Below are 16825 nucleotides of genomic sequence, written 5' to 3'. Positions count from 1 at the left end.
TGGGCGCAAGAGCAGTACGCCCGCGTCCGCACGGGACGTTCCGCCCGCAGTCGTCCGGTCGATCATGGTCCGCAACGCGCGTGAAACGGTCGTGTGATGGGATGCTGCTCAGGTGCCCGACCGCCTCCCGCCTCACCGGGGACAGGCGGCCTGACCAGCAAGGATGGGGAAGCGGAAGATGGACAAGCAGCAGGAGTTCGTACTCCGGACGTTGGAGGAGCGCGACATCCGGTTCGTACGCCTGTGGTTCACGGACGTGCTGGGCTTCCTCAAGTCCGTCGCCGTGGCCCCCGCCGAACTGGAGCAGGCCTTCGACGAGGGCATCGGCTTCGACGGCTCCGCCATCGAGGGCTTCGCCCGGGTCTACGAGTCCGACATGATCGCCAAGCCGGACCCGTCCACGTTCCAGGTGCTGCCCTGGCGTGCCGAGGCCCCCGGCACCGCGCGCATGTTCTGCGACATCCTCATGCCGGACGGCTCGCCCTCCTTCGCCGACCCGCGCTACGTCCTCAAGCGCGCCCTGGCCCGCGCCTCCGACCTGGGGTTCACCTTCTACACGCACCCCGAGATCGAGTTCTTCCTGCTCAAGGAGAAGCCGCTCGACGGCAGCCGCCCCACCCCGGCCGACAACTCCGGCTACTTCGACCACACCCCGACCAACGTCGGCATGGACTTCCGCCGCCAGGCGATCACCATGCTGGAGTCGATGGGCATCTCCGTGGAGTTCTCCCACCACGAGGGCGCCCCCGGCCAGCAGGAGATCGACCTGCGCTACGCCGACGCGCTGTCCACGGCCGACAACGTGATGACGTTCCGCCTGGTGATGAAGCAGGTGGCGCTGGAGCAGGGCGTGCAGGCCACCTTCATGCCGAAGCCGTTCTCCGAGCACCCCGGCTCCGGCATGCACACCCACCTCTCCCTCTTCGAGGGCGACCGCAACGCGTTCTACGAGTCAGGCGCCGAGTTCCAGCTCTCCAAGGTCGGCCGCTCGTTCATCGCGGGCCTGCTCCGGCACGCGGCGGAGATCTCGGCCGTCACCAACCAGTGGGTGAACTCCTACAAGCGCATCTGGGGCGGCTCCGAGCGCACCGCGGGCGCCGGCGGCGAGGCCCCCTCCTACATCTGCTGGGGCCACAACAACCGCTCGGCCTTGGTCCGTGTGCCGATGTACAAGCCCGGCAAGACCGGCTCCGCCCGCGTGGAGGTCCGCTCCCTGGACGCCGGCGCCAACCCCTACCTGGCCTACGCCGTCCTGCTGGCCGCCGGCCTCAAGGGCATCGAGGAGGGCTACGAACTCCCGCCGGGCGCCGAGGACGACGTGTGGGCCCTGTCCAACGCCGAACGCCGCGCGATGGGCATCGAGCCCCTCCCGCAGAACCTCGGCGAGGCCCTGACCCTGATGGAGAACAGCGACCTCGTCGCCGAAACCCTCGGCGAGCACGTCTTCGACTTCTTCCTGCGCAACAAGCGCTCGGAGTGGGAGGAGTACCGCTCGGAGGTCACGGCGTTCGAGCTGCGGAAGAACCTGCCGGTGCTGTAGGGACGGCCTGGGACGGCCCGGGGCCGGCCTAGGGAAGGTATGCGGGAGACACGGCCGCGGTGCTGATGCGCCGCGGCTTTCCCGTGCCGTCGGCCGGCATCTCGTACAGGTCGGCGCCGTAGTCGCCGGGCAGGGCGTAGACGAGGGTGTGGTCGTCGCGCCAGACCGCCTGGTCGTCGACGCTGCGCGGTTCGGACAGCGGGGTGTCGCGCAGCGTGCGCAGGTCGAGGACGTACAGGCGCCACGGGGCGTCCTTCGGCAGGCCCGGCACCCGCTTCTTGAAGGCGATGCGGGTGCCGTCGGGGGACAGGGACGGGCACTCGACGTTCGTCCGCACCGTGGTGACGGTACGGGCCGCGAGGTCGCCGCGGACCAGGTACGTCCGGCCCTTCGTCGCCATGGTCGCGTAGAAGGTGCGGTCGTCGGCGGCGAACGTCACGCCCCAGAAGTTCACGTCCGCCGCGCTGTAGCCGTGGCCGTCCTTGACGATCCGGAACGACTCCAGGGACGGGATCAGCTTCCCCGTGCGCGTGTCCACGATCGCCGCGCGCGTGGAGAAGTTCGTGCCCGCGTAGGAGTCGCCGCCCACGAACGCCGTCCAGGCGGCGAAGTGCCCGCTCGGCGACACCCGGGCGCGGGAGGGGATGCCGGGGACGTCGTAGTGGTGCGTCTCCCTCAGACGGGCGTCCAGGAGTACGGCGCGGTAGGTGTCCGACACCGGGCCGTGCACCGCCTGCAGGCACACGCCGGTGCCGGCGGCGGCGTAGAAGCGCAGGCACTTCACGCCGGAGGCGGTGCGCGGGCCGCCGGGTCCGGTGGCCGGGACGCTGGTCAGTTCGTCGCGGTGCGGGCCCCACGCCATGTTGCGGAAGACCATCCGGCCGCGGCCGGTCAGCGACACACGGCCGGCGGTCACCTTCGGTCCGCCCGGCTGGGCCTGCTCGCGCCGCTCGGCCCGCGCGGAGGCGTGCAGCACCGACGCGACGGCGACCCCCGCGAGGACGGCGACGGCGGCGAGCAGGACGAGGACGCGGGTGCGCGCGCGGGACGGGGTGGGCGGAGCGGGGTCGGCCGTCATGCCGTGCCTTTCGGGTGCGGGGTGGCGGTGGTGGCCGGGGTGGCGGCGGTGGCTTGCGGGCGCAGGGCGAACGAGCACGCGGCGCACACGGCCAGCGCCACCGTCGACGCCGCCAGCGCCGAGCGGTCGCCCCACACCGTCCACAGCGCGCCGAACCCCAGCGAGCAGGCGAACCGGGCGAGCGCCTGTCCCGTCTGCACGAGCGCCAGCCCCGAGGAGCGCAGCGCCTCGGGCACGCTGTCCGAGGCCGCCGCCATCAGCACCCCGTCGGTGGCCGCGTAGAAGGCGCCGTGCAGCACCAGCACCGCGTACGGCAGCGCGCTCCCGTGCCAGGACGTCAGCAGCAGGACATACGCCGTGAGTAGCGCGCCGTGACCGGCCAGGAACATCCGCCAGCGGCCCACCCGGTCCGCCAGCCGGCCCGTCGGTACCGCCAGCAGCAGGAACGCGGCCGCCGTCCCCAGCGGCAGCAGCGCGAACCAGCGGTCGGGCACGCCCAGCCGGCGCTGCAGCAGCAGGTAGACGAAGGAGTCGCTGACCGTGGCCAGGCCCAGGAGGAGCGCGCAGAGCGTGATACGGCGCAGGTCGCGGCGGCGCAGGAGGCGCAGGGCATTGCGCAGGGTGGGGCGGTCGGGCGGCGCGGCGGGTGTCCCGACGGCCGCCGCCGGCGCCGGGCGGCCTGCCGGTACGAACAGCACCAGCACCAGGACGCCCACGGCAGCCACGCAGAAGCTCACCGTGAACACCGCGTCGTAGCCGTCCACGGTGGCCCGCAGGATGCCGAACGCCACCAGCGGCCCGAGCAGGGCGCCCGCGGTGTCCATCGCCCGGTGCACCCCGAAGGCGCGGCCGCGCGTCTCGGGCGTACTGGACAGGGAGATCAGCGCGTCGCGCGGGGCCGTGCGCAGGCCCTTGCCGGTGCGGTCGGCCGCCAGGACCAGGCCGATCGGGGTCAGGGAGTGCGCCACCAGCAGGAGCGGCTTGCAGGCCGCCGAGAGGCCGTAGCCCAGGCCGGCGACCCACTTGTGCCGGCCCCCGCCGCGGTCGGCGAGGTGACCGCCGGCCAGCCGTACGAGTGCCGAGAAACCGTTGTAGACGCCGTCCAGCAGCCCGAAGCCCAGCGGGGACAGGCCGAGCCCGGCCACCAGGTACAGCGGGAGCACGGCCGTCACCATCTCCGACGACACGTCGGTGATCAGGCTGACCGTGCCGAGCGCGAGGACGGTCGGGGCGACCGCGGCACGGCGCCGCCCGGCGGGAGGCCGGACGGCACCGTCCGCGGACGCCGGCGCCGGGGCTGCGGCGCGGCTGTCCGCGACGTACACCTCAGGACGCCCAGATGCCGGTGATGTCCTGGGCGGAGCCCGCGTTGCCCGCGTGGGAGGCGAGGCCCTTCATGTCCTCCAGCGTGCGGAGGAGGTTGTAGTGGTTGTACGTGGCCGACGAGGACGAGCCCGGGGTGACGGGCTGGCCGTACAGGACGGTCGCGATGCGGTTGCCGGACAGCTTGTTGTCCTCGTCGAAGGTGACGACGAGCAGGCTGTTGTGGGTCTTGGCCCACGTGGCGTACGCGCCGAGGTTGTTCTTCAGCCAGGTGTCACCGGTGGACACCGAGCAGTCGTGCATGTCGCTGCACAGGTTCGGCACGACGAAGGAGACGTCGGGCAGCGTGGAGTAGTCGGTGGGGAACTGGGCGAACGTCTTCGCCGACGAGGTCGGCACGTTGCTGAAGCCGAACCACGGGTTGTGCTTGCGGGCGTAGGTGCCGCTGCTGCACGTCGTCGAGCCCTGGCTCGGCAGCGTCTCGTTGTAGCTGGCCCAGGTCTTGCCGGCGCCGAGCAGCTCGGAGGCGAGGTTGGGGGCGGAGGAGAACCCCGGGGTGTAGCAGCTGTCGTCGGTGATGCCCTGGGTGGAGCCGGAGAACAGCGCGAAGTAGTTGGGCTGGCTCGGGTGGGTTTCGCCGTACGACTGGGTCAGGTTGGCGCCGCCGGACTTCAGCGAGTTGATGTACGGGGCGCTGGAGGAGCCTATGACCTGGCTGTAGGCGTGGTTCTCGAAGACCACGACGACCACGTGGTCCGGGGTGGGCACGGCGCCCGCGGCGTGCGCGGTCTCACCGCCGAGCCCGGTCCACAGGCCGACCGCGGCTGCGGCCAGGGCCGTTGCCGAGGCCAGGGCGGTACGGGCGCGGCGGTACACGGAACTGCCGGACACATCAACCTCCGGAGGGGACGGGCGGGCTGGCGGTGCGGACAGAGCATGCACACGCCAATATGCCCGCGGCCCACGTGGGGCAACCCGGGGGGTGAAGAGCGGGTGAACTACTGGCCCTGGGGGCTGGGGGGCTGGGGGCCGTGGGGTGGGTGCCGGGGGGTGCGGCGGGGTCTGGGTCGTCTACGTGGTCTGCGTGGTCTGCGTGGTCTGCGTCGGGGGTTGCGCCTCGTGTGTGGGCTGCGCCTGCTGGGCCAGTACCCGGTGCAGGGGTTCCCCGGCGCGGCGGCGGTACTCCTGGACGGCCCAGCCGTTGCCGTCGGGGTCCGTGAAGTACATGAAGGTCGCCCCGTCGTCCGGCGCGTACTGGACCGGCTCGGTGACCTCCAGGCCGCGCTCGACCAGTTCCGCGTGGGCCGCCTTGATGTCGGCCACGCAGAGCTGGAGGCCCTGGTAGGAGCCGGGGGCAGGGCGGGGGCCCTTCGTCATCTCCCAGATGCTGTCGCCGAGGGCGATGGAGCAGCCGGAGCCGGGGGGCGTCAGCTGGACGATGCGCATGCCCGGCATGACTTCCGTGTCGATGTCGACGTGGAAGCCGACCTTGTCCCGGTAGAAGTCGCGGGCCCGGTCGATGTCGCTCACGGGCAGGGGGATCACTTCGAGGGTGAAGTCCATCGCTTTTCCTCCTCCTGGTGGTTCCCCCACCGAAGCGGAAAACCGGGCGGTGCGCCACCGGATTCGCCGGCGTTCGCCGGGTTGCCTGCGGCGCTGGGTCGTGTTTTGTCTGCGGGTGCGTTGTGGCTGGTCGCGCAGTTCCCCGCGCCCCTTTTGTGCCTGCGGCGGCCCGTTGCTGTCCGGTGGCCGGTTGCGGTAGCGCCTGCGGCCGGTTTCTGAGTCGGGGCCGGGGTGGGGGGTGTCCGTCCTCGGTCCGGCCGCCCGTCCCCGACGCGCTTACTGTTGCCCGGTGCCGGACGCTGCGGGCGGACACCCCCCACCCCGTCCCCTCCCGGCCGTCGGCGACTGCGGGTCGCCATCGGCTGAGCGGCGCGCCGCCCTGCTGGGGGCGCCGCCCACCCGCGCGGCGACGGTGCGGGCGGCTCGTCTCTCCAGCCGCCCGCGCAGCCGCAGGGCGCGCCCTCGTCCTTCCCCTTCGGCCACGCCGCGGGCATGCGTGCCTCCCCCAAGCTCTTCGAGCAGGGGGACCACCCCCAGGGCGGCACGGATGGGCGCGGGAGGCACCCCGTCGCGCCGGGCTGCGCACCCACCCCCGGCCAGTCGCAGTACCGGGCGCCCTGCCGGTGCCGGTGAGTGCACCCACCCCGGCCGGCCGCGCCGCGCGTCGCGTTTGCCGCTGGGGCCCTCAACGCCGGGTGCGTAGCACGCCGTCACGCTCGCCCCCGCGGCTGCGGTTAGGCTCGGGCCACGTACGACGTGAAGGAGGCCGGAGATGACGGCGCCCGGGCGCAGGAGCAGTACCTTCTCGCGGCTGCTGCGGCACGGCTTCACCGATCCGTCCGCCGCCGAACGTCTCCTGGACGGCGCCGACCTCGCCCACGTCCGCAGCGACCCCGTCCTGCTGGAGGCCCTCGGGGCCACCGCCGACCCCGATCTCGCCCTGCATGGCCTGGCCCGGCTGCTGGAGGCGCAGTCCGATGGCACCGCCCGCCGGGAACTGCTCGACACGGTGATAGCGGCCAAGCCGCTGCGGGACAGGCTGCTGGGCGTGCTGGGCGCGTCCGCGGCGCTGGCCGACCACCTCGCCCGGCATCCGCGGGACTGGCAGGCCCTGGTCACCTATGAGCCGTCCGACCTGCACCCGGGGCTCGTGGAGTTCGAGCGTGGTCTGGAAGAGGCCGTCGATCCCGTCTCGCTGCGGGTCGCCTACCGCCGCTGTCTGCTGTCCATCGCCGCCCGTGACGTGTGCGGGACGACGGACGTCGCGGAGGTCGCCGCCGAGCTGGCCGATCTGGCGACCGCGACGCTGCGCGCGGCGCTGGCCATGGCGAAGGCGGCCGCCCCGCAGGACGCCGCCGCCTGCCGGCTCGCGGTGATCGCGATGGGCAAGTGCGGCGGCCACGAGCTGAACTACGTCTCCGACGTCGATGTCATCTTCGTCGCGGAGGCGGCCGAGGGGGCCGAGGAGGACAAGGCCCTGAAGGCCGCCGCGCGGCTTGCCTCGCATCTGATGCGGATCTGTTCGGAGACCACCGTCGAGGGCTCCATCTGGCCCGTCGACGCCAATCTGCGGCCCGAGGGACGCAACGGGCCGCTGGTGCGGACCCTGGCCAGCCATCTCGCCTACTACCAGCGCTGGGCCAAGACCTGGGAGTTCCAGGCGCTGCTGAAGGCCCGGCCCGTCGCCGGTGACGCCGAGCTGGGGCGGGCGTACATCGAGGCGCTGGAGCCGCTGGTCTGGCAGGCCGCCGAGCGGGAGAACTTCGTCGCCGACGTGCAGAAGATGCGGCGGCGGGTCGTCGAGAACATCCCGGTGGCCGAGGTGGAGAGGGAGCTGAAGCTCGGGCCCGGCGGGCTGCGCGACGTCGAGTTCGCCGTGCAGCTCCTCCAGCTCGTGCACGGCCGCGCCGACGCCTCCCTGCGCAGTGGTACGACGCTGGACGCGTTGCAGGCGCTCGCGGCGGGCGGGTACGTGGGCCGTGCGGACGCCGTCCAGCTCGACGACGCCTACCGGTTCCTGCGGTCCATGGAGCACCGGATCCAGTTGTTCCGGTTGCGCCGGACGCATCTGGTGCCCGAGGACGACGCCGATCTGCGGAGGATCGGGCGGTCACTGGGGCTGCGTGCCGACCCGGTGACCGAGCTGACCCGGGAGTGGAAACGGCACACCGGTGTCGTACGACGGCTGCACGAGAAGTTGTTCTACCGGCCGCTGCTCGACGCGGTCGCCCAGCTCGCGCCGGGGGAGGCGCGGCTGAGCGCGAAGGCGGCCCGGGAGCGGATGATCGCCCTGGGGTACGCCGATCCGGCCGCCGCGCTGCGGCATCTGGAGGCGCTGGCCTCCGGCGTCACCCGCAAGGCCGCCATCCAGCGGACGCTGCTGCCGGTGCTGCTGGGGTGGTTCGCGGACTCGGCCGATCCGGACGCGGGGCTGCTGGGCTTCCGCAAGGTGTCCGACGCGCTGGGCAAGACTCCCTGGTATCTGCGGCTGCTGCGCGACGAGGGCGCGGCCGCGGAGAATCTGGCGCGGGTGCTGTCCGCCGGGCGGCTCGCCCCGGATCTGCTGATGCGGGCGCCGGAGGCCGTGGCGCTGCTCGGCGACGGCGACGGCGGCGGGCTCGCGCCCAGGTCGCGCGGTCATCTGGAGCAGGAGATCCTCGCGGCGGTGGGACGCGCCGAGAACGCCGAGCAGGGCGTCACCGCGGCCCGCGGGGTGCGTCGCCGGGAGCTGTTCCGGACCGCCGCCGCCGACATCGTCGGTTCCTACGGCACCGAGACGCAGTCCGCCGAGGCCGATCAGGGCGCCCTGGTGGACCGGGTCGCCGCTGCCGTCTCCGATCTGACGGCCGCGACCCTCGCCGGCACCCTGCGCGCCGTCGTGCGCGAGGGGTGGGGGGACACGCTGCCCACGCGGTTCGCCGTCATCGGCATGGGCCGCTTCGGCGGCCACGAGCTGGGGTACGGCTCCGACGCCGACGTGCTGTTCGTGCACGAGCCCCGGGACGGCGTCGACGAGCGGGAGGCCGGCGCGGCGGCGAACAAGGTCGTCGGCGAGATGCGGCGGCTGCTGCAGCTCCCCAGCTCCGACCCGCCGCTGCTGATCGACGCCGACCTGCGCCCGGAGGGCAAGTCCGGGCCGCTGGTGCGCACCCTGAACTCGTACGAGGCGTACTACCGCCGCTGGTCGCTCGTGTGGGAGTCGCACGCGCTGCTGCGGGCCGAGCCGGTCGCCGGGGACGAGGATCTGGGGCGCCGTTTCGTCGAGCTGATCGATCCGCTGCGCTACCCGGCGGACGGGCTCGGCGAGGACGCCGTGCGGGAGATCCGGCGGCTCAAGGCCCGGATGGAGTCCGAGCGGCTGCCGCGCGGCGCCGACCCCAAGCTGCACACCAAGCTCGGGCCGGGCGGGCTGTCGGACGTGGAGTGGACCGTGCAGGTGCTGCAGATGCGGCACGCCCGGGACGTTCCGGGGCTGCGCACCACCCGGACCCGGCAGGCCCTCGCCGCGGCCCTGGACGCCGGACTGCTCTCGGCCGAGGACGCGGAGATCCTGGACGAGGCGTGGGTGCTGGCCACCCGGGTGCGCAACGCGGTCATGCTGGTGCGCGGGCGGGCCGGGGACACGTTCCCCACGGAGAGCCGCGAACTGGCCGCCGTCGGGCGCTACCTCGGCTACGGGCCCGGGCACGTCGGCGACATGCTCGACGCCTACCGGCGTACCACGCGCCGGGCCCGTGGCGTCGTCGAGGAGCTGTTCTACGGCGCCTGACGCGCCGGGGCCCGTTCCCGCGCCGCCTTGACGGCCACGTGCCGCGGGAGGGCGTAGGGCAGGGAGCCGTACCACAGGCGCGCCACCGTGAAGCCGAACGCCAGGCACAGGACGCCGCCCACCGCGTCCAGCCAGAAGTGGTTGGCCGTGGCCACGATGACCAGCAGGGTCGCCGCCGGGTAGAGCAGGCCCAGGACGCGCGCCCAGGGCGTCCTCGCCAGCGCGAAGATCGTCAGGCCGCACCACAGGGACCAGCCGATGTGCATCGACGGCATGGCCGCGTACTGGTTCGACATGTGCTTCAGGTCGCCGGAGGCCATCGAGCCCCACGTCTGATGGACCATGACGGTGTCGATGAAGTGGGTGCCGTTCATCAACCGGGGCGGCGCGAGCGGATACAGGTAGTAACCGACCAGGGCCACACCCGTCGTGGCGAACAGCGCCAGCCGGGCCGCGCCGTAGCGCCCGGGATGCCTGCGGTACAGCCAGACCAGCACGCCGAGGGTCACGATGAAGTGCAGCGTGGCGTAGTAGTAGTTCATGCCGACGATCAGCCAAGTCACCGAGTTCACGGCGTGGTTGACGGACTGCTCGAAGGCGATGCCGAGGGAGTGCTCCAGCCGCCAGATCCAGTCCGCGTTGCGCAGCGCCTGGCCGCGCTGCTCGGGGACGGCGTTGCGGATCAGCGAATAGGTCCAGTAACTGACCGCGATCAGCAGGATCTCCAGCCAGAGCCGCGGGGCACGCGGAGTGCGCAGCCGGCCGAGGAGGCCGCCGCGCGAAGCGGCCGTGACGGGCTGCGGGAGTGCCGCTTCGCGGCCTTCCGGGGTCGTCACGGTCGTCTCACCCATGTGCACGAATTCTGCCAGATAGACCTTCTGTGACCGATCATCCTCCGGTCGGGTCCCCCGCGCACCTTCTCCGACTTGCGGAGGACTTGGGCGCCCACGACCCTTACGGGCGGATCGCGGGAGCCTTCACGGGCGGCTGCCGTGCGGCTCTACGGGCGGTTGCGGTCGCCGGGAGCCGAGGCGGTGGAGCCGCGCACCACCAGTTCCGGCATGAACACGAACTCGCTGTGCGGCGCGGGCGTCCCGCCGATCTCCTCCAGCAGCGTGCGCACGGCCGCCTGGCCCATCGCCGGGACCGGCTTGCGGACCGTCGTCAGCGGCGGGTCGGTGAAGGCGATCAGCGGCGAGTCGTCGAAGCCGACGACGGAGATGTCCGTCGGGACCTCCAGGCCCCGCTGGCGGGCCGCCCGTATGGCGCCCAGCGCCATCATGTCGCTGGCGCACACCACGGCCGTGCAGTCGCGCTCGATCAGCGCGGTCGTGGCCGCCTGGCCGCCCTCCAGCGTGTACAGGGAGTGCTGCACCAGCTCCGCCTCGATCACGTCCGGGGCGAGGCCCAGCGAGTCCTGCATGGCCCGCACGAACCCCTCGATCTTGCGCTGGACCGGCACGAACCGCTTGGGGCCGAGGGCGAGACCGATCCTGGTGTGGCCGAGCGAGGCCAGATGCGTCACCGCGAGCGTCATCGCGGCGCGGTCGTCGGGGGAGATGAACGGCGCCTGCACCTTCGGCGAGAAGCCGTCCACGAGCACGAACGGCACGCCCTGGGCGCGCAGCTGCTCGTAGCGCTGCATGTCGGCGGTGGTGTCGGCGTGCAGCCCGGAGACGTAGATGATGCCGGCCACCCCGCGGTCGACGAGCATCTCCGTCAGCTCGTCCTCGGTGGAGCCGCCCGGCGTCTGGGTGGCGAGCACCGGCGTGTAGCCCTGGCGGGTCAGCGCCTGGCCGATGACCTGGGCCAGGGCCGGGAATATGGGGTTCTCCAGCTCCGGGGTGATCAGCCCCACGAGGCCCGCGCTGCGCTGGCGCAGCCGCACGGGCCGCTCGTAGCCGAGGACGTCGAGCGCGGCCAGCACGGACTGGCGGGTGGTGGCGGCGACGCCCGGCTTCCCGTTGAGAACGCGGCTGACGGTCGCTTCGCTCACCCCCGCCTGCGCGGCGATGTCGGCAAGCCGTGTGGTCACGCCACTGGACTGTACCGGCCGGATGCCCGCTTGCACACCGACCGGGCGCCGGGGGCGGCCCGTAGGACGTCCCGCGGTGGGCTGCTGCGGCATCGCGCTCCCTCGTGCAATCGGTGGCAAGAACTTGCAGAGTCTTGCACACGGCGGTTCCGGTCTGCCCCCGCCCTGCCCAATCCCTGTAAACAACAGTCTCACAGCGGTCTCATGCCGGTCGAGACCCGATCACGCCCGGGTAACTTCGGAGGTGTCTTGCACTTTTTTGCTGCAAGGTCTTTCGTGACGCTTACATGGCTGTTACGTTCACGTCGCCCGACGGCGAGCAACGGCGCAGTCGGCACCACTCGGGCTTTCACCTCAAGGAGAACTCATGCGGCGTGGCATAGCGGCCACCGCGCTGGCGGCGTCCCTCGCGCTGGCGGCGACGGCCTGCGGCGGCAGCGACAGTGGCGACAAGGCCGGCGGGCCGGTCACCATCACCTGGTGGGACACCTCCAACGCCACCAACGAGGCCCCCACCTACCAGGCACTGATCAAGCAGTTCGAGGCCGCGAACAAGGACGTCAAGGTCAACTACGTCAACGTCCAGTTCGACCAGGCCCAGAACAAGTTCGACACCGCCGCCGGCTCCAAGGGTGCCCCCGACGTGCTGCGCTCCGAGGTCGGCTGGACCCCGGCCTTCGCCAAGAAGGGCTACTTCCTGCCGCTGGACGGCACCGAGGCCCTGGCTCAGAAGGACAAGTTCCAGCCCAGCCTGATCCAGCAGGCCCAGTACGAGGGCAAGACCTACGGCGTGCCGCTGGTCACCGACACCCTCGCACTCGTCTACAACAAGCAGCTGTTCGCCAAGGCCGGCATCACCGAGGCGCCCAAGACCTGGGACGACCTGAAGAAGGACGCCGCCACCGTCAAGGACAAGACCGGCGTCGACGGTTACTGGGGCTCCACCCAGGCCTACTACGCCCAGCCCTACCTCTACGGCGAGGGCACCGACACGGTCGACGCCGCCGGCAAGAAGATCACCGTGAACTCGGCCGCCGCCAAGAAGGGCTACGGCACCTGGCTGAGCCTGTTCGACGGCAAGGGCCTGCACAAGGCCGACACCACCGCCGACGCCTACGCCCACATCCAGGACGCGTTCGTCAACGGCAAGGTCGCCGCGATCATCCAGGGCCCGTGGGAGATCACCAACTTCTACAAGGGCTCCGCCTTCAAGGACAAGAGCAACCTCGGCATCGCCACCGTCCCGGCCGGCTCGGCCGGCAAGGCCGGCGCCCCGACCGGCGGTCACAACCTGTCCGTCTACGCGGGCTCCGACGCCGCCCACCAGAAGGCCGCGCTGAAGTTCGTCGGCTTCATGACCTCCGCGGCGTCGCAGACGCAGATCGCGCTGAAGAACTCGACGCTGCCGACGCGGGACGACGCCTACACCGCCGAGGTCAAGGCCGACCCGGGCATCGCCGGTTACCAGACCGTCCTGCCCGCCGCCCAGCCGCGCCCCGCCCTGCCGGAGTACAGCTCCCTGTGGGGTCCGCTCGACACCGAGCTGCCCAAGATCGCCGGCGGCAAGGAGTCTCTGGACCAGGGCCTGAGCAACGCGGAGACCGCGATCACCAAGCTGGTCCCGGACTTCAGCAAGTGACCCCGCGTGGCCGCCGGATCCCCCGTCTTGAGCGGGGGGAGGGATCCGGCGGCCACCGGCCTGCGCGCCGTACTCCCTGATCGTCTTCGAAGGTGTCGAGAACCATGACAGTCGTCCAACGTCTCAAGCGCGGCTACCAGAAGCACTGGTACGCCTACGCGATGGTCACCCCCGTGGCCGTCGTGCTCGGCGTCCTCGTCGTCTATCCGCTGGTGTACGGCCTGTATCTCACGCTCACCGACGCCAACAGCCTGAACACCGCCCGCACGATCGGCGTCAATCACATCGACGCCGCCTACAAGTTCATCGGGCTGGACAACTACCAGGACATCCTCTTCGGCCCGACGGCGTACGACCGCTTCTGGTCGCACTTCATCTGGACGATCGCCTGGACCGCGCTGTGCGTCGCGCTGCACTACTCCCTCGGCCTCGGCCTCGCGCTGCTGCTCAACCAGAAGCTGCGCGGCCGCACCGCCTACCGGCTGCTGCTGATCATCCCGTGGGCCGTGCCCACCTTCGTCACCGTCTTCGGCTGGCGGATCATGCTCTCCGACGGCGGCGTCATCAACACCTTCCTCGACGCCCTGCACCTGCCCTCGCCGGCCTGGCTGGAGGACACCTTCTGGCAGCGGTTCGCCGCGATCATGGTCAACACCTGGTGCGGTGTGCCGTTCATGATGGTCTCCCTGCTCGGCGGGCTGCAGTCCATCGACGCCTCGCTGTACGAGGCCGCCGAGATGGACGGCGCGAGCCCCTGGCAGCGGTTCCGCTACGTCACCCTGCCCGGCCTGCGCTCGGTCAGCTCCACCGTCGTCCTGCTCGGCATCATCTGGACCTTCAACCAGTTCGCCGTGATCTTCCTGCTCTTCGGCCCGACCTCCGCGCCCGACGCCCAGATCCTCGTCACCTGGGCGTACTACCTCGGCTTCGGGCAGCAGCCACGTGACTTCGCCCAGTCCGCCAGCTACGGCATGCTGCTGCTGGCCATCCTGATCGTCTTCACCTCCTTCTACCGCCGCTGGCTGAACCGCAACGACCAGCAGCTCGCGATCTGAGGCAGGAGCTCCCCTCATGACCACGACCACAGTCGAGTCCTCCGCCGCGGTGACCGAGAAGACCTCCGCGGGCGCCCCCCGCGGGACGCGCGGCCGCGGCCGGCGCTCCCGCCTCGGCGCCCTCGCCTCCCACGGCCTGCTGACCGGCGCGAGCCTCGTCGCCCTCTTCCCGGTGGCCTGGCTGGTGTTCCTCTCCCTCGGCCCGGACAAGGACGACTATCTGCACCCCGGCCGCATCTGGGGGAAGATGACGCTGGACAACTACTCGTTCGTCCTCCAGCACACCGGCTTCTTCGACTGGCTGAAGAGCTCCCTGATCGTCTCCCTCGGCACCACGGTGATCGGTGTGCTCGTCGCCGCCACCACCGGCTACGCCGTCTCCCGCATGCGCTTCCCGGGCTACCGCAAGTTCATGTGGGTCCTGCTGGTCACCCAGATGTTCCCGGTGGCCGTGCTGATGGTGCCGATGTACCAGATCCTGTCCGAGCTGCAGCTGATCGACAACTACCTCGGTCTGATCCTGATCTACTGCACGACCGCGGTGCCGTACTGCGCCTGGCTGCTCAAGGGCTACTTCGACACGATCCCCTTCGAGATCGACGAGGCGGGGCGCGTCGACGGCCTGACCCCGTTCGGCACGTTCGCGCGGCTGATCTTGCCGCTCGCCCGGCCGGGCCTGGCGGTCGCCGGCTTCTACAGCTTCATCACCGCCTTCGGCGAGGTCGCCTTCGCCACCACCTTCATGCTGGACGACAGCAAGTACACCCTCGCCGTCGGTCTGCAGAGCTTCGTCAGCGAGCACGACGCCCAGCGCAACCTCATGGCCGCCACCGCGGTCCTGATCGCGATACCCGTGTCCGTGTTCTTCTACCTCGTGCAGAAGAACCTGGTGACCGGCCTCACCGCCGGCGGCACCAAGGGCTGACGGACCGTCAGCCAGTAGGTTCCCGCGCGCCTGGTCGCGCGGGCAGGCGGCCGCGGTGGCCCTCCGACCCCGCTGTCACCGCGGCCGCCTCACCCTCCAGCCGCCGCACCCACAAGCCCGATGACCTCACTCTCCTCAGGTATCAAGGACGTCATGACCCAGCATTCCCCGGCACCGAACTCGGCCCTCGCCACCGTCGCCCAGCGCCGCGACTGGTGGCGGGACGCGGTGATCTACCAGGTGTATCCGCGCAGTTTCGCCGACAGCAACGGCGACGGTATGGGCGACCTGGAGGGCGTACGCTCTCGTCTGCCGTACCTGCGTGACCTGGGCGTGGACGCCGTCTGGCTCAGTCCCTTCTATGCCTCCCCGCAGGCCGACGCCGGTTACGACGTCGCCGACTACCGGGCCGTCGACCCCATGTTCGGCAACCTCCTGGACGCCGACGCGCTGATCCGCGACGCCCACCGGCTGGGCCTGCGCATCATCGTCGACCTGGTGCCCAACCACTCCTCCGACCAGCACGAGTGGTTCAAGCGCGCCGTCGCCGAGGGCCCCGGCTCCCCGCTGCGCGAGCGCTACCACTTCCGTCCCGGGCAGGGAGAGAACGGCGAACTGCCGCCCAACGACTGGGAGTCCATCTTCGGCGGGCCGGCCTGGACCCGCGTCACCGAGCCCGACGGCACGCCCGGCGAGTGGTATCTGCACCTCTTCGCGCCCGAGCAGCCCGACTTCAACTGGGACCACCCGGCCGTCGGCGACGAGTTCCGCTCCATCCTGCGCTTCTGGCTCGACATGGGCGTCGACGGCTTCCGCATCGACGTCGCCCACGGCCTGGTCAAGGCCGACGGCCTGCCCGACCTCGGCAGCCACGACCAGCTGAAGCTGCTGGGCAACGATGTCATGCCGTTCTTCGACCAGGACGGCGTGCACGCCATCTACCGGCAGTGGCGCACGATCCTCGACGAGTACTCCCCCGAGCTCTCCGAGCAGGGGGGACCCCCAGAACGCATTTTCGTGGCCGAGGCGTGGACGCCGACCGTCGAGCGCACCGCGCACTACGTCCGCCCCGACGAGCTGCACCAGGCGTTCAACTTCCAGTACCTGGCGACGGAATGGGACGCCAGGGAGCTGCGGACGGTCATCGACCGCACCCTGGACGCCATGCGCCCGGTCGGCGCCCCCGCCACCTGGGTGCTGTCCAACCACGACGTCACCCGGCACGCCACCCGCTTCGCCAACGCGCCCGGCCTCGGCACCCAGATCCGCACCGCCGGGGACCGCGCGCTGGGCCTGCGCCGGGCCCGTGCCGCGACGCTGCTGATGCTGGCGCTGCCCGGCTCGGCCTACGTCTACCAGGGCGAGGAGCTGGGCCTGCCGGACGTCGTCGACCTGCCCGACGAGGTGCGCCAGGACCCGGCGTACTTCCGCGGCGCGGGCCAGGACGGCTTCCGTGACGGCTGCCGGGTGCCGATCCCGTGGACCCGCACGGGTTCGTCGTACGGCTTCGGCAGTGGCGGCAGCTGGCTGCCGCAGCCGGAGAACTGGGGCGAGCTGAGCATCGAGGCGCAGACCGGTGCGCCGGAGTCGACCCTGGAGCTGTACCGAGGGGCGCTCGCCGCCCGCCGTGTCCACCCGGACCTGGGCGCCGGTGACAGCGTGGAGTGGCTGCGCGCTCCCGAGGGCGTCCTCGCCTTCCGCCGCGGCGACTTCGTCTGCGTCGCCAACACCACGGGGGAGTCCGTGACGACTCCGGCGTACGGCCGTGTGCTGCTCGCCAGCGGTGAGGTGAGCGAGGCCGGCGGCGAGGCGAAGGTGCCGGCCGACACCACCGTCTGGTTCACCACCGCCTGACGGCCCTTCGCAAGAATCTTCAACAACTTCGTCCGGCCCGCTGC

12 protein-coding genes are annotated in these 16825 nt (G+C 71.5%); 6 read left to right on the top strand and 6 right to left on the bottom strand.

All coding sequences use genetic code 11. From position 1 onward, the window contains the following. The first annotated feature begins 178 nt into the window (after nt 1–178). Nucleotides 179–1540 (top strand): type I glutamate--ammonia ligase, encoded by a 1362-nt coding sequence (gene glnA, locus AC0B9F_RS01910; protein WP_471998253.1) that lies wholly within the window; start codon nt 179–181, stop codon nt 1538–1540. A 28-nt stretch (nt 1541–1568) separates the two neighbouring features. On the opposite strand, the gene AC0B9F_RS01905 is transcribed toward glnA, so the two are convergent. From AC0B9F_RS01905 to AC0B9F_RS01890, 4 genes are all read right to left on the bottom strand, one after another. After that, nucleotides 1569–2618, bottom strand: a complete 1050-nt coding sequence (locus AC0B9F_RS01905) for a TolB family protein (protein WP_471998252.1) — start codon at nt 2616–2618, stop codon at nt 1569–1571. Beyond that, nucleotides 2615–3943, bottom strand: coding sequence for an MFS transporter (locus tag AC0B9F_RS01900; RefSeq protein ID WP_471998251.1), 1329 nt, complete (start codon nt 3941–3943; stop codon nt 2615–2617). The genes AC0B9F_RS01905 and AC0B9F_RS01900 overlap by 4 nt, the downstream gene beginning before the upstream one ends. Before the next feature lies 1 nt (nt 3944). Then, nucleotides 3945–4832 carry an alkaline phosphatase family protein gene (locus AC0B9F_RS01895; RefSeq protein WP_471998250.1) on the bottom strand — a complete coding sequence of 296 codons (888 nt, stop codon included), beginning with the start codon at nt 4830–4832 and terminating at the stop codon, nt 3945–3947. Nucleotides 4833–5012: 180 nt separating this feature from the next. Next, nucleotides 5013–5504, bottom strand: a complete 492-nt coding sequence (locus tag AC0B9F_RS01890) for a VOC family protein (protein WP_471998249.1) — start codon at nt 5502–5504, stop codon at nt 5013–5015. A 772-nt stretch (nt 5505–6276) separates the two neighbouring features. Here AC0B9F_RS01890 and AC0B9F_RS01885 point away from each other — a divergent pair. Further along, nucleotides 6277–9273 carry a bifunctional [glutamine synthetase] adenylyltransferase/[glutamine synthetase]-adenylyl-L-tyrosine phosphorylase gene (locus AC0B9F_RS01885; protein WP_471998248.1) on the top strand — a complete coding sequence of 999 codons (2997 nt, stop codon included), beginning with the start codon at nt 6277–6279 and terminating at the stop codon, nt 9271–9273. Here AC0B9F_RS01885 and AC0B9F_RS01880 read toward each other — a convergent pair. After that, nucleotides 9261–10124 carry a phosphatase PAP2 family protein gene (locus AC0B9F_RS01880; protein ID WP_471998247.1) on the bottom strand — a complete coding sequence of 288 codons (864 nt, stop codon included), beginning with the start codon at nt 10122–10124 and terminating at the stop codon, nt 9261–9263. The genes AC0B9F_RS01885 and AC0B9F_RS01880 overlap by 13 nt on opposite strands. A gap of 149 nt (nt 10125–10273) precedes the next feature. Then, a complete protein-coding gene (locus tag AC0B9F_RS01875; RefSeq protein WP_471998246.1) occupies nt 10274–11308 on the bottom strand; it encodes a LacI family DNA-binding transcriptional regulator in 1035 nt (344 codons plus the stop codon). Nucleotides 11309–11675: 367 nt separating this feature from the next. Here AC0B9F_RS01875 and AC0B9F_RS01870 point away from each other — a divergent pair, with 367 nt between their 5' ends. The 4 genes from AC0B9F_RS01870 to AC0B9F_RS01855 all read left to right on the top strand — a co-directional run bounded on the left by AC0B9F_RS01870 (nt 11676) and on the right by AC0B9F_RS01855 (nt 16781). Next, the gene (locus tag AC0B9F_RS01870; RefSeq protein WP_471998245.1) at nt 11676–12947 is read left to right on the top strand and encodes an extracellular solute-binding protein; all 1272 of its coding nucleotides are present in this window, start codon (nt 11676–11678) and stop codon (nt 12945–12947) included. 104 nt (nt 12948–13051) lie between these two features. Then, complete coding sequence (locus AC0B9F_RS01865) at nt 13052–14002, top strand: carbohydrate ABC transporter permease (protein ID WP_471998244.1); 951 nt, start codon at nt 13052–13054, stop codon at nt 14000–14002. A 16-nt stretch (nt 14003–14018) separates the two neighbouring features. Continuing rightward, nucleotides 14019–14927: a sugar ABC transporter permease gene (locus tag AC0B9F_RS01860; protein WP_471998243.1), complete on the top strand. Its 909-nt coding sequence runs from the start codon at nt 14019–14021 to the stop codon at nt 14925–14927. Between the two features lie 153 nt (nt 14928–15080). Beyond that, nucleotides 15081–16781, top strand: a complete 1701-nt coding sequence (locus AC0B9F_RS01855) for a glycoside hydrolase family 13 protein (protein WP_471998242.1) — start codon at nt 15081–15083, stop codon at nt 16779–16781. Nucleotides 16782–16825: the final 44 nt, after the last annotated feature.

The organism is Streptomyces sp. NPDC097129 (genome assembly GCF_055668065.1).
This window is presented reverse-complemented; position numbering and strand designations above follow the sequence as displayed.

What these genes read in the sequence shown, in the direction of transcription:
- glnA (WP_471998253.1), top strand. Translation starts at nt 179, where the DNA reads ATGGACAAGCAGCAGGAGTTCGTACTCCGGACGTTGGAGGAGCGCGAC.
- AC0B9F_RS01905 (WP_471998252.1), bottom strand. Translation starts at nt 2,618, where the DNA reads ATGACGGCCGACCCCGCTCCGCCCACCCCGTCCCGCGCGCGCACCCGC.
- AC0B9F_RS01890 (WP_471998249.1), bottom strand. Translation starts at nt 5,504, where the DNA reads ATGGACTTCACCCTCGAAGTGATCCCCCTGCCCGTGAGCGACATCGAC.
- AC0B9F_RS01885 (WP_471998248.1), top strand. Translation starts at nt 6,277, where the DNA reads ATGACGGCGCCCGGGCGCAGGAGCAGTACCTTCTCGCGGCTGCTGCGG.
- AC0B9F_RS01880 (WP_471998247.1), bottom strand. Translation starts at nt 10,124, where the DNA reads ATGGGTGAGACGACCGTGACGACCCCGGAAGGCCGCGAAGCGGCACTC.
- AC0B9F_RS01870 (WP_471998245.1), top strand. Translation starts at nt 11,676, where the DNA reads ATGCGGCGTGGCATAGCGGCCACCGCGCTGGCGGCGTCCCTCGCGCTG.
- AC0B9F_RS01865 (WP_471998244.1), top strand. Translation starts at nt 13,052, where the DNA reads ATGACAGTCGTCCAACGTCTCAAGCGCGGCTACCAGAAGCACTGGTAC.
- AC0B9F_RS01860 (WP_471998243.1), top strand. Translation starts at nt 14,019, where the DNA reads ATGACCACGACCACAGTCGAGTCCTCCGCCGCGGTGACCGAGAAGACC.
- AC0B9F_RS01855 (WP_471998242.1), top strand. Translation starts at nt 15,081, where the DNA reads ATGACCCAGCATTCCCCGGCACCGAACTCGGCCCTCGCCACCGTCGCC.